The 12,084-nt window shown below is 69.6% G+C and carries 10 protein-coding genes; 4 read left to right on the plus strand and 6 right to left on the minus strand.

Annotation, left to right across the window (positions count from 1 at the left end):
• Position 1 precedes the first annotated feature (1 nt).
• Positions 2-1,714 carry a fumarate hydratase gene (locus AB4091_RS02770; protein ID WP_442290183.1) on the minus strand — a complete coding sequence of 571 codons (1,713 nt, stop codon included), beginning with the start codon at positions 1,712-1,714 and terminating at the stop codon, positions 2-4.
• Positions 1,715-2,130: 416 nt separating this feature from the next.
• Here AB4091_RS02770 and AB4091_RS02775 point away from each other — a divergent pair, with 416 nt between their 5' ends.
• From AB4091_RS02775 to AB4091_RS02785, 3 genes are all read left to right on the plus strand, one after another.
• Positions 2,131-3,456: an ABC transporter substrate-binding protein gene (locus AB4091_RS02775; protein WP_442290184.1), complete on the plus strand. Its 1,326-nt coding sequence runs from the start codon at positions 2,131-2,133 to the stop codon at positions 3,454-3,456.
• 78 nt (positions 3,457-3,534) lie between these two features.
• Positions 3,535-4,518 carry a carbohydrate ABC transporter permease gene (locus AB4091_RS02780; RefSeq protein ID WP_442290185.1) on the plus strand — a complete coding sequence of 328 codons (984 nt, stop codon included), beginning with the start codon at positions 3,535-3,537 and terminating at the stop codon, positions 4,516-4,518.
• Positions 4,515-5,444, plus strand: a complete 930-nt coding sequence (locus AB4091_RS02785; protein WP_442290186.1) for a carbohydrate ABC transporter permease — start codon at positions 4,515-4,517, stop codon at positions 5,442-5,444. The genes AB4091_RS02780 and AB4091_RS02785 overlap by 4 nt, the downstream gene beginning before the upstream one ends.
• 88 nt (positions 5,445-5,532) lie before the next feature.
• On the opposite strand, the gene AB4091_RS02790 is transcribed toward AB4091_RS02785, so the two are convergent.
• The 3 genes from AB4091_RS02790 to glpX form a co-directional block, all read right to left on the minus strand.
• Complete coding sequence (locus AB4091_RS02790) at positions 5,533-7,257, minus strand: substrate-binding domain-containing protein (RefSeq protein WP_442290187.1); 1,725 nt, start codon at positions 7,255-7,257, stop codon at positions 5,533-5,535.
• A gap of 164 nt (positions 7,258-7,421) precedes the next feature.
• Entirely contained in the window at positions 7,422-8,357 is a 936-nt protein-coding gene (locus AB4091_RS02795) for a carbohydrate kinase family protein (RefSeq protein WP_442290188.1), read from the minus strand.
• Between the two features lie 7 nt (positions 8,358-8,364).
• Positions 8,365-9,357 carry a class II fructose-bisphosphatase gene (gene glpX, locus AB4091_RS02800; protein ID WP_442290189.1) on the minus strand — a complete coding sequence of 331 codons (993 nt, stop codon included), beginning with the start codon at positions 9,355-9,357 and terminating at the stop codon, positions 8,365-8,367.
• A 95-nt stretch (positions 9,358-9,452) separates the two neighbouring features.
• Here glpX and AB4091_RS02805 point away from each other — a divergent pair, with 95 nt between their 5' ends.
• Positions 9,453-10,172, plus strand: coding sequence for a DUF4245 domain-containing protein (locus AB4091_RS02805; protein ID WP_442290190.1), 720 nt, complete (start codon positions 9,453-9,455; stop codon positions 10,170-10,172).
• A 9-nt stretch (positions 10,173-10,181) separates the two neighbouring features.
• Here AB4091_RS02805 and AB4091_RS02810 read toward each other — a convergent pair whose 3' ends face one another.
• Positions 10,182-10,472 (minus strand): exodeoxyribonuclease VII small subunit, encoded by a 291-nt coding sequence (locus AB4091_RS02810; RefSeq protein WP_442290191.1) that lies wholly within the window; start codon positions 10,470-10,472, stop codon positions 10,182-10,184.
• A 10-nt stretch (positions 10,473-10,482) separates the two neighbouring features.
• Positions 10,483-12,030: an exodeoxyribonuclease VII large subunit gene (gene xseA, locus AB4091_RS02815; protein ID WP_442290301.1), complete on the minus strand. Its 1,548-nt coding sequence runs from the start codon at positions 12,028-12,030 to the stop codon at positions 10,483-10,485.
• Between the last annotated feature and the right edge of the window lie 54 nt (positions 12,031-12,084).

Here is a 12,084-nt window from a genome sequence, read left to right on the forward strand (position 1 = left end):
CTCACTCCAGTCCGGGTCGCTTGGAAATGGTGAAGGCCATCGGCTTGCTGACCTCTGCGAAGAAGTCGTTGCCCTTGTCGTCGACGACGATGAAGGCGGGGAAGTCCTCGACGTCGATCTTCCACACCGCCTCCATGCCGAGCTCCTCGTACTCCAGCACCTCGACGTGCTTGATGCAGTCCTGCGCGAGGCGCGCCGCGGGACCACCGATCGAGCCGAGGTAGAAGCCGCCGTGGGTGCCGCAGGCGTCGGTGACCTGCTTGCTCCGGTTGCCCTTGGCGAGCATCACCTTCGAGCCCCCGGCGGCCTGGAACTGGTCGACGTAGGAGTCCATCCGGCCGGCCGTGGTGGGCCCGAACGAACCGGACGGCATACCTTCGGGGGTCTTGGCCGGCCCGGCGTAGTAGACGGGGTGGTCCTTGAGGTACTGCGGCATCTGCTCACCCGCGTCGAGGCGCTCCTTGATCTTCGCGTGCGCGATGTCGCGTGCGACGACCAGGGGGCCGGTGAGCGAGAGGCGCGTCTTGACGGGGTGCCTGCTCAGCTCGGAGAGGATGTCGTCCATCGGCTGGTTGAGGTCGACCTTGACCACGACGTTGCGGCTGGTCGAGCTCACACCGATGGCGTCGTCCTCGTGCTCGCCGAGGTCGACCGCGCCCGCGTCGGGCAGGAAGCGCGCAGGGTCGGTCTCGAGCTGCTCGATGAAGACCCCCTCGGCCGTGATCTTGCCGAGGCACTGGCGGTCGGCGGAGCACGAGACGGCAATGGCCACAGGCAGGCTCGCGCCGTGGCGGGGGAGACGGACGACGCGCACGTCGTGGCAGAAGTACTTGCCGCCGAACTGGGCGCCGATGCCGAACTGTCGGGTCAGCTCGAGAACCTTCTCCTCCAGCTCGGTGTCGCGGAAGCCGTGCGCGGTGATCGAGCCCGAGGTGGGCAGCGAGTCGAGGTACTTCGCCGAGGCGTACTTGGCTGTCTTCAGGGCGAACTCGGCGCTCGTGCCGCCGATGACGATCGCGAGGTGGTAGGGCGGACAGGCCGCCGTGCCGAGTGAGCGCAGCTTCTCGTCGAGGAAGCGCATCATGGCGTCCTCGTTCAGGATCGCCTTCGTCTCCTGGTAGAGGTAGCTCTTGTTGGCCGAGCCGCCTCCCTTGGCCATGAAGAGGAACTTGTACTGCGCCTCGTGGCCCGGCGTGGTGTCGGCGTAGAGCTCGACCTGGGCGGGGAGGTTGGAGCCGGTGTTCTTCTCCTCCCACGTGGTGATCGGCGCCATCTGGGAGTAGCGCAGGTTGAGCCGCGTGTACGCGTCGTAGACGCCCTCGCTGACGGCCTGCTCGTCGGTGCCCGCCGTCAGCACGTGCTGGCCACGCTTGCCCATGACGATCGCGGTGCCGGTGTCCTGGCACATCGGCAGCACGCCGCCGGCGGCGATGTTGGCGTTCTTGAGCAGGTCGAGCGCGACGAACTTGTCGTTGTTGCTCGCCTCGGGGTCGTCGAGGATGGTGCGCAGCTGCTGCAGGTGCGCCGGGCGCAGGTAGTGGGCGACGTCGTGCATCGCCGTCTCGGTGAGCAGCCGCAGTGCCTCGGGGTCGACCTCGAGGAAGGTGCGACCCCCGGGGCCGTCGACCGCGCGCACGCCCTCGGTCGTGAGCAGCCGGTAGGGCGTCTCGTCGGCGCCGATCGGCAGCAGGTCCTCGTAGCTGAATTCCGCCATGTTCGTCGTTCGTCCTTCCGGCGCTCCGAGGTCACGCCGTCGCGAACCTGACGCCGCACCGAGCCTATTCGGTCGGCGCGGGTCGCCGCGAAGCGGCCCGCGACGTGGGCTGTTCGAGAACCGGGTCGCGCCGGGTAGTGGACGGATACGGACATCCCGACCGCAAAGGACGCGTGCGAGCGGACCTGTGGCACAACCGTGGACAGGTCCGGTCACAACTCCGCAAATATTTGCACCACTATGGCGGAGGTCACACTTCTGGTGTTGGGTGAGAGTGACGGAACAGGACGAGGCCCCAGGGGCCCCGTCTGCACGACACCCGGCTCCCGAGTCGGGCTCCTGTGGAAGCCGGTCACCCGGTGTGACTGGTCAGCTTGGGGCCAACGCAGCCCCCAACCCTCTGAGGAGGAGCAGGAATGTTGAACCGCAAAGCGGGGCTCACCGCCCTGATCGGCATCACCGTCGCGGGACTCGCGTCAGGCTGTTTGTCGTCCAACTCGGGGACCTCGACCAACGCCGGAGCCGCGAGTGGTCCTGGAAAGAGCACCGTCGAGGTCATGTACGGCCTCGGACCGGACACCGAGCCGGGCTTCAAGGTCGACGTCCAGAACTGGGCCAAGCAGAACAACGTCACGGTGAAGTTCACGAAAGCCGGTTCCTGGGACACCGAGATCCGCACGCGCGTCCAGGGCGGCAACCCGCCGGACGTGGGACTCTTCCCGCAGCCGGGACTCATGTGCGACCTGGCCAAGCAGAAGAAGCTGATCCCCTACGACGACGCAACCGTCGCCACCGACAAGGCGACGCTCGTCCCGGGCCTCGTCGACGCCGGCACGTGCGCCGACAGCAAGGTCTACGGCCTGCCGAACGAGGTGAGCGTCAAGAGCATCCTGTGGACCGACGCGCCCGCGTTCAAGGCAGCCGGCTACCAGGACCCCAAGACGCTCGACGAGCTGCTCACCCTGACGCAGACCATCAAGTCGCAGGGCAAGACGCCGTGGTGCATCGCGGCCGAGTCCGGGGCGGCCACCGGTTGGCCGATCACCGACTGGATCGAGGACCTCGTCCTGCGCTTCGCCGGTCCCGAGAACTACGACAAGTGGGTCAAGGGCCAGCTGAAGTTCAACAGCCCCGAGATCAAGCCGGCGTGGGAGTACTTCCAGAAGATCGCCTTCGGTGACGGCTACGTCCGCGGCGGCACGAAGTCCATCGTGGCCACCGCGTTCGGCACCGGCGGCAACGCCCTGTTCACCCAGCCCCCCGGCTGCTACCTGTTCAAGCAGGCGACGTTCGTGGCCAACAAGGGTGGCTTCCCCGACGCCGTCATCGCCAAGGTCGACACCGAGACCAAGCCGCTCGCCTTCCCGGCCAAGACCGAGGGCGACAACCCCGTGCTGGTGGCCGGCGACCTTGCGGCCGCCTTCAACAACGACCCAAACACTCTGAAGCTGCGCAACTTCATCGCCAGCAAGGAGAACGGCACCCAGCAGGCCAAGAACGGCGCGTTCTCGCCGCACAAGACGTCTGACGTCTCGCTGCTGCCCAACAAGACGCTCCAGACCGTCGCCACCGACGTGCTCTACAAGGCGACGGCCGCCCGCTTCGACGGATCCGACGCCATGCCCGCCAAGGTTGGTGCGGGAACCTTCTGGACCGAGCCGGTCAAGTGGCTCTCGGGCCAGCAGGACCTCGACACGACACTCAACAACATCGACGACAGCTTCCCGAAGACCAGCAGCTGACGCCGCCTGGCCGCGGGGGGACCAGCTCGGTCCCCCCGCGGTCGACAGCGCGTTCTCCCATTCGAGAGAGGAAGTGCCATGGCCATCAAGGTCCTCAACGCGGTGATCGCGATCCTCGGGGGCATCGGCGGCGCCATCATCATCTTCTGGATCCTCAACAAGCTCGCTGAGTCGCTGAAGGGCCGCTGGGAAGACCGGGTCAAGCCGTGGATGTTCGCCGGTCCGGCGATCCTCGCCATCGCTGTGTACCTCATCTACCCGGCGATCGTCACGATCCAGTACAGCTTCGCCAACGAGGACTCCACGGCGTACGTCGGTTTCAAGAACTACACGGACGTCCTGACCGACAAGACGTTCCTGCAGGTGCTGTTCAACAACGTGCTGTGGATCGTCATCGTGCCGGCTCTGACGGTGGTGCTCGGACTCGGCGTCGCCGTGCTGGCCGACCGGCTCCGGCCACGGGGCGAGAAGTCGGCGAAGACGTTCATCTTCCTGCCGATGGCGATCAGCATGGTCGGTGCGGCGACCATCTGGCGGACCATCTACGACTTCCAACCCGAAGGCAGCCCCCAGACTGGCCTGCTCAACGCCGTGCTGGGTTTCTTCAACAAGTCACCCGTGTTCTGGTTCGGCACGGACACCCTGCACCTCAACAGCCTGCTGCTCATGGTGATCCTGATCTGGACCCAGGTCGGCTACTCGATGGTGCTGCTCTCGGCCGCGATCAAGGGCGTGCCCGAGGACACGGTCGAGGCGGGACGCATCGACGGCGCCGGTGAACGCCGGATCTTCTTCAGCATCATCATTCCCCAGATCTGGCCCACTGTGATCACCGTCTTCATCACGGTGCTCATCGGTGTCATGAAGGTGTTCGACGTCGTCTACGTGACGACCAACGGCGCCTACAACACCGACGTCATCGCACGGCGCTTCTACGACGAGCTCTACACCCAGGGCAACAACGGCTACGCCGCCGCGATCGTCGTGATCCTGCTCATCGCGGTCATCCCGATCCTGATCTACCAGGTCCGCCACTTCAAGGCCGAGGAGGCAGCACGATGACCACCACGCTCCAGCCGGGCACCGGCACCCCCGCCGACGAGCCCCAGATCATCAAGCAGAGCAAGCCGGGCAGCGGCGCCGGTTCGGCCACGTGGCCGGTGCGCGTCGGGCTCCTCATCCTCTGCATCGCGTGGATGATTCCCGCTCTCGGCATGCTCATCAACTCGTTCCGCCCGCGTGACGAGCAGTTCGGCTCGGGCTGGTGGACCGCGTTCTTCAACCCCTTCGGGTCGTCGTGGACCCTCCAGAACTACAGCGACGTGCTGACCAACGACGCCGCCGGCATCCCGATGTCCCAGGCGTTCATCAACAGCCTGATCGTGGCGCTGCCGGCGACGGTCATCCCGATCCTCATCGCGGCGTTCGCCGCCTACTCCTTCACCTTCATGCAGTGGAAGGGCCGCGACGTCGTCTTCGTCATCATCGTCGGGCTGCTCGTCGTGCCCAACCAGGTGGCCTTCGTGCCCCTGGTCAAGCTCTACGGGTCGCTGGGCCTCAACGGCACGTTCCTCGCCGTGTGGCTGGCCCACATCGGCTTCGGCATGCCGCTCGCGGTCTACATCCTCCGCAGCTACATGTCGGGTCTGCCGAACGCCGTCATCGAGTCGGCCAAGATCGACGGAGCCAGCCACTTCACGACGTTCTGGCGCCTCATCATGCCGATGTCGACACCGGCCCTGGCGTCGTTCGCGATCTTCCAGTTCCTCTGGGTCTGGAACGACCTGCTCGTCGCGCTGATCTTCCTCGGCCGTGGCGACAACACCGTGGCCACGGTGGCCCTGCAAGGCCTGCAAGGGCAGACCGGCCAGGGCAAGGAGCTCATACCCGCGGCCGGCTACATCACGATCATCGTCCCGATCCTCGTGTTCCTGGCCCTGCAGCGGTACTTCATCCGCGGCATGACCTCGGGCGCGGTCAAGGGCTGAGCCCCGGCCGACCCCACCCCGAACGACCGAAGGCCGTGGCTCCCCGAGGGGTCACGGCCTTCAGTCATCGGCGGACGTGCCAGCGAGGTCAGACGCAGCGACCGTTCTGGCACTGGTGGTCGAACAGGGCCCGGGCCAGCACCGTCGTCATGTCGGCGGGCGACGGCGCTGCGTAGAAGTCGGAGTAGGTCATCTTCGAGATCTGGGTCAGCGCGTTCGGGTCGACGTCGGGACCGATGCCGATCGTGGTGATGGCGATCGGCTTGTTCGGGTCGCTCGCGGCACGCAGGTTGGCCTTGAGCTGCTCGAGCGAGATGCCGTTCGGGTCGTCGTTGCGCCCGTCGGTGAGGATGACGACGGCGTTGACGCGATCGGGGTCGTACTGCGACTTCACCTTCTGGTACGCCGCCCAGATCGTGTCGTAGAGGCCGGTGCCTCCGCCGACGTTCTGGGCCAGGGACGCGACCGCGGTGGCCGCCTGCGCCCGGTGGCTGTCGTCGTCGAGTCGGCCGATGGGTGCCAGCTCCTTGTAGTCCACGCTGCCGCCGAGGCCGATGGAGAAGGCCCACAGACCGAGCTTCGTCGTCTTGGGCAGGGCGGCGAGCGCGATCCCCGCCGCCTCCTGGGTGATGGCGACGCGGGTCGTGTTGCCGACCTTGTCCTTCATCGAGCCGGACACGTCGAAGACCGAGAGGATCGAGAAGTCGGTCGTGGCCGACTGCCAGACGTTGGTGGCGGCGGTCACGGCGGCCGCGTCGGGCGTGTCGCCGATCTTCACCTCGCCGACGCTGCCCTGCGGGGTGGGCATCGTCACCGGCACGGCGGTCGAGCGGATGCCGTACGCGGCGAAGATGCTCGCCGCCCGGGGCGTCATGAGGTACGCGCGGAGCAGCTCGACCGCCTGGTCGCGCACCGGGTCGGTCGCGACGTTGACGAGCGAGAACTCGAAGGCCGGCGTGCCCTCGCTCGGGGTGACCGAGACCATCTTGTGGTCGGGGAAGATCCGGTTGTGGTCGATGAGGTCGGCCTCGGCCACCGGGAAGGCAGGGGCCTTGTCGGGCGTGGCGTCGTAGATGCCGAAGAGGTCGTCGATCGAGGGGGCGGCGCCCTTGGCGAGCTTGGGGATGACGACACGGCCCTGCTCGGCCGACAGCTTCGGGAGCGCGGACGCGAGGGTCAGCATGCCGGCGGTCGTCGAGCGGGGGTCGCTCATCCGGATCGGGTTGTCGGACGCGACCAGGTCGAGCCACTTGGGCTGCCCGTCGAGCGTGCTGGCCTGCTTCGGGTCCATCGCGATGACCAGGGGGCTCTTCGCGAAGGCGCTCGCGGGCTTGGCGTTGAGCTTCGCCGTCTCGTTGACCCGCTCCACCCAGCGCGGTGAGTCGGGGATCCAGCCGTCGGGGCGATCGGGCTGGCCCTGCCCGAGACCGATCATGGCCTCGATGGGTGCCTTGCCACGCACGACGTAGTCGACGCACGGCGACGCCGGGTCGGCCTGGTACTCCTTCGCCAGCGCGAGCACCGCGGGCTGTGCGGCCTCGGACACCCACAGCGACACGGGCGTGCGGTCGGGGCAGCTCTTGCTCGGGGCCGCGGTGAGGGCGGCCACCGGCGTGGACTCGCGCCCCCTCCACCAGATGAAACCGCCGAGACCGGCGCCGGCGAGCAGCACGACGCCGAGCACGGCCGCGATGATGCGGTTGCGCCGTGCTGCGGCGATCTTGGCCTCGAGCGCCTTACGGTTGGCCCGACTCTCGACCAGGCTCTTCTCGTACGGGCCCACCGGGCGTTGTGGAGGGGTGGGGTTGGACACGAGGTTTCCTCACATGAGGACGCCCCGGCACCGGGGCGTCAGGGTGAACCACCGGCCAAAACTACCCGGCGGCTCGCGCAGAATGGTGCCTGACCCCGAGGCATCTTGTCGAATGTCCGAGTTGTCCCCCAGGAGCCGTCCTCGGGGCGTTTCGGTGGCCCCCGTCAGGCCAGGTCGGAGCGGGTGGGAGCGTGCGCGCCGGCCCGTTGCACGGTGAGGGCGCCGGTGGCCAGCGCGCGCTCGACGGCGGGCACGACGTCGGCGAGACGGGCCCGCTGCAGGCGGGTGCGCGCGTCGGGTCCGCCGAGCAGGCCGGCGTCGATGAGGCCCGAGACGAGGCCCGCCATGAACGAGTCGCCGGCACCGACGGTGTCGACCACCTCGACGCGTGGCGCGGGGAGCGCCTGCTGCTCGCCGGTGCGGCTGACCCGGACGACGGCGCCCTCGGCGCCGCGGGTCATGACGATCACCGCCGGGCCGAGCTCGCTCCAGGCACGCAGGACGTCCTCCTCCGGCTCGCCCGGGCAGAGCCAGGCGATGTCCTCGTCGCTGACCTTGACGAGGTCGGAGAGCCGGATGGAGTCCTCGATGGTGCGCCGGGCCTGCTCGGGCAGGCCCATCAGGGAGGGCCTGGCGTTGGGGTCGTAGGAGACGGTGGCCCCGAGGTCGCGGGCGACCGTGAGGATCTCGCGGGCCTGGCCGCCACCGGGCTCCAGCACGGCGGCGATGCTGCCGGTGTGCACGTGGCCGTATGCCGTCAGGCCGGGGACCGAGGCCACCTGCCACTCGAGGTCGAAGACGTACGTCGCCGCCCCCGTGGCGTCGACGGTCGCGTGGGCCACGGACGTGAAGGGAGCGCCCTGGGAGCCCGCGGTCAGGGTCACCCCGCGCTCACGGCATACGTCCTCGATGCGCCGGCCGCGCTCGTCGGTGGCGATCCAGGTGGCGAGGTCGACGGGGTGCTCGAGGGCGGCCAGGCCGAACGCGACGTTGGCCGGGCTGCCGCCGACGTGCTCCTCGGTATCACCGCCGGGTCTGGTGACCGCGTCGACGAGAGCCTCGCCGATGACGAGGGTGCGCACGGTGGTCGGCTCGCTCATGGGGTGGTCAGTCCTCGATCATGTCGGCGCTGCCGAACCAGCCGGGCCGGTCGAAGCGGTGCTCGCTGTCGATGGTGCGGATCGTGCCGCTGCGGGAGCGCATGACGAGGGAGTTGGTGCGCGCGGACTTGGCGCCGTAGCGCACGCCGCGCAGCAGCTCGCCGTCGGTGATGCCGGTCGCGACGAAGAAGCACTCGCCGGTGACGAGGTCGTCGGTGGACAGCACCCGCTCGAGGTCGTGGCCGGCGTCGAGGGCCTTCTGCCGCTCGTCGTCGTCCTTGGGCCAGAGGCGACCCTGGATGACCCCGCCCGTGCACTTGATGGCGCACGCGGCGATGATGCCCTCGGGGGTGCCGCCGATGCCGAGCAGCAGGTCGACACCGGTGCCGGGACGGGCCGCCATGACGGCGCCTGCGACGTCGCCGTCGACGATGTAGCGGATGCGGGCGCCGGTGTCGCGGATCTCCTGGGCCAGGCCGTCGTGCCGGGGCCGGTCGAGCATGACGACCGTGACGTCGGCGGGCGTCTCGTTCTTCGCCTTGGCCACGCGCCGGATGTTCTCGGAGACGGGGAGGCGGATGTCGACGACGTCGGCCGCCTCGGGACCGGTCGCGAGCTTGTCCATGTAGAACACTGCGGACGGGTCGTACATGGCGCCGCGGTTGGCGACGGCCATGACGGCGACGGCGTTGTTCATGCCCTTGGCGGTGAGCGTCGTGCCGTCGATCGGGTCGACGGCGACGTCGACCTCGGGACCGGTGCCGTCACCGACCTGCTCGCCGTTGAAGAGCATCGGGGCGTTGTCCTTCTCGCCCTCGCCGATGACGACGACCCCGCGCATGCTGACGGTCGAGATCATGGCGCGCATCGCCTCGACGGCGGCGCCGTCGGCCTTGTTCTTCTCACCCCGACCCACCCAGCGGCCGCCGGCCATGGCGGCTGCCTCTGTCACACGAACCAGCTCGAGAGCGAGGTTGCGATCCGGCTGGCTGTGCTTCATCAAGGTCCTCCGTCGGCGCAGAACGAGTCGGCGCCAGCCTAGCGGTGGGCCCACCCGGGTTTGGACGGCGTCCGCAGGTCGGGGACCATTGAGGCATGAGCACCCCGTCGACGCCGTCGACACCACCGACGTCCGCGGCACCTTCGACGCCCCCGGAGCCCGAGTCCGCCGCCACCGAGGCGGCCGATGCGGCCACCGGCGCGCCCTCGGCGCAGGGGAGCGACGCGGCGCCGGCGCCGGCGAAGAGCCGCTACTCGATGGGGACCCTGCCCAACATGCTGCGCTCGATGCTCGTCATCGGGCTCTTCGTCCTCGCGCTCGTGGCCATCGTGCCGCGCATCACCTCGGTGCAGCGGCCGGCCGTCGACGCCGCCGGCAAGGCCGGCCAGGTCGCGGCCCAGACGACGTGGCCGATCCAGCTGCCCAAGGGCCTGGGCGAGGGTTGGGTCTCCACGGTCGCGACGTACGCCCCCGGCACCGAGGGCGTGCCGACCTTCACCACGGTCTGGGCGACGCCCAGCGGCAAGGACATCGCGCTGAAGCAGGCCGTCGGTGTCCCCGACGGCTGGGTGCGCCGCTCGGTCAACGACGGTGCGCCCTCCGGCTCCGTGCAGGTGTCGGGACGTGCCTTCGAGCGCTTCGTCGCCCGGGACGCGGGGCAGATCGCCTACGTCGCCCGCGGCGCCGGCGCGAAGGGACTCACCCTGGTGGCGAGCGGAACGGCGCCCGAGGACGAGCTCAAGTCCTTCGTCGCGGCGCTGGCTCCCGTGTCACCTGCTCCGGGCGTCAGCCCGGCGCCGCCGCCCACGAGCTGAGCCGGTCGGTCAGGAGTCGTCGTCGTCGAAGACGGCGTCGTCGGCGTGGACCTGCGTGGCGGCATCGGCTGCCGGGGCCGGCCTCGTCGCCCGCTCGATCTCGGCCTGGGCGCCGTCGAGCCAGGTGCCGCAGTGCGCCGCCAGCGCCTCGCCGCGCCGCCACAGGTGCATGGAGTCCTCGAGCGGAGCCTGTCCGGCCTCGAGCTTGGCGACGATGCCGATGAGCTCCTCGCGGGCGTCCTCGTAGCGCATCGCCGCGATGTCAGGGAACGTGCCGTCGGTCGAGGTCGCGTCAGCCATGGGCGTCACCCTACGACGTCCCGTCACTGCGGTCGGCGTCGCCGGCATCGCTGCCAGGATCGAGGGGGAGGGGCTCCACCGGCGGGGTGACCGCTGCCTCCGCCGCCGTCTTCGCCGCAGCCTTGCTGGCGCCCTTGCTCGCGCCCTTGGACGTCGCCCTGGCGGCTTTTCTCACGCCCTGCTTGACGGCGGCCTCCGTCGCGCTCCGGGACGCCGCCGTCTTCCGGGGGGTCGTCGCCCTGGTGGTGGTGCGCGCCGTCGTCCGCGCCGCCGATGTGCCGTCGCCCGCCGGTCGCGTACGCGTCGTGCCACGCTCCGAGGTCTCGTCGGCGCCGTCGCCGACCGGCCGCACCCCGAAGTCGCCGTGCGCGACGCGGACGCGCAGCAGCTCGCCCACGCCGACGTCGTCCTGGTCCATGACGATGCGTCCGTCGCGATGCTGCACCACGGCATACCCACGTTCGAGGGTCGACTGCGGCGACAGTGCGACGACCTGCCGGCGCAGGTGCTCGGTCTGGTCGGCGGCGCGGTGCAGGCGGGCCTCGACGCGCGTTGCAGCCCTCACCCGGAGCGAGGAGATCTCCTGACGTCGCGCCCGCACGAGCGCGACGGGGTCGGCCATGACCGGGCGCGACACCAGCGCGCGCAGTCCCGACCGCTCGGACTCGACGCGGCGCGCGAGGGCGCGTCGCAGCCGGTCGCGTGCCCCGTCGACGGTGCTGCGTTCGCGCGCCGCGTCGGGCACGACCTTCTTGCCGGCGTCGGTCGGGGTCGAGGCACGCCAGTCGGCCACGAAGTCGAGCAGCGGCTGGTCGACGTCGTGGCCGATGGCGCTGATCACGGGGGTGCGGGCCTGCGCCACGGCGCGGATCATCGCCTCGTTGGAGAAGGGGAGCAGCTCCTCGAGGGCACCGCCGCCGCGGGCGATGACGATGACGTCGACCATCGGCAGCGCGTCGAGCTCGCGCAGGGCCGCGACCACCTCGGTGACGGCGGACGTTCCCTGGACGGCCACCTCGCGGATCTCGAAGACGACTGCGGGCCAACGGCGCCGAGCGTTCTCGACGACGTCCTTCTCGGCTGCCGAGCTGCGCCCCGTGATGAGCCCGACGCGGTGCGGCAGGAACGGGATCGGTCGCTTGCGCTCGGCGTCGAAGACCCCTTCGGCGGCCAGGGTGCGCTTGAGGATCTCGACGCGCGCGAGCAGGTCGCCTATGCCGACTGGACGGATCTGACGGGCCTCGAGCTGCAGGGTGCCGCGCTTGGTCCAGAAGGTCGGCTTGGCCTGCAGCACGACCCGGGCGCCCTGCGCGAGCGGGATGGGCATCGCGTTGACGGCGTTCATCGGCACCGACACCGACAGCGACATGTCGACGTCGGGGTCGCGGAGCGTGAGGAACGCCGTGCCTCCGCGCGGATTGAACTGCACGACCTGGCCCTCGACCCAGAGCTGGCTCATCCGCTCGACGTAGTCGGAGATCTTGAGGCTGAGCACCCGCACCGGCCATGGCTGCTCGGCCGTGGTGTCGGCGGCCTTGTCGGGCAGCGGGCTCGTCATGCTCACCCGCGCCACCCTAAGGGTGTCGTGGCCCCCGGGCCGTGAATCGGGTGC

It is taken from the genome of Terrabacter sp. 2RAF25 (assembly GCF_052115265.1).
Taxonomy (GTDB): Bacteria; Actinomycetota; Actinomycetes; order Actinomycetales; family Dermatophilaceae; genus Terrabacter.

Excerpts from the sequence above, each read along its gene's own strand:
- AB4091_RS02795 (WP_442290188.1), bottom strand. The coding sequence starts at position 8,357 with ATGAGCGAGCCGACCACCGTGCGCACCCTCGTCATCGGCGAGGCTCTC.
- xseA (WP_442290301.1), bottom strand. The coding sequence starts at position 12,030 with ATGACGAGCCCGCTGCCCGACAAGGCCGCCGACACCACGGCCGAGCAG.
- glpX (WP_442290189.1), bottom strand. The coding sequence starts at position 9,357 with ATGAAGCACAGCCAGCCGGATCGCAACCTCGCTCTCGAGCTGGTTCGT.
- AB4091_RS02785 (WP_442290186.1), top strand. The coding sequence starts at position 4,515 with ATGACCACCACGCTCCAGCCGGGCACCGGCACCCCCGCCGACGAGCCC.
- AB4091_RS02770 (WP_442290183.1), bottom strand. The coding sequence starts at position 1,714 with ATGGCGGAATTCAGCTACGAGGACCTGCTGCCGATCGGCGCCGACGAG.
- AB4091_RS02775 (WP_442290184.1), top strand. The coding sequence starts at position 2,131 with ATGTTGAACCGCAAAGCGGGGCTCACCGCCCTGATCGGCATCACCGTC.
- AB4091_RS02780 (WP_442290185.1), top strand. The coding sequence starts at position 3,535 with ATGGCCATCAAGGTCCTCAACGCGGTGATCGCGATCCTCGGGGGCATC.
- AB4091_RS02805 (WP_442290190.1), top strand. The coding sequence starts at position 9,453 with ATGAGCACCCCGTCGACGCCGTCGACACCACCGACGTCCGCGGCACCT.
- AB4091_RS02810 (WP_442290191.1), bottom strand. The coding sequence starts at position 10,472 with ATGGCTGACGCGACCTCGACCGACGGCACGTTCCCTGACATCGCGGCG.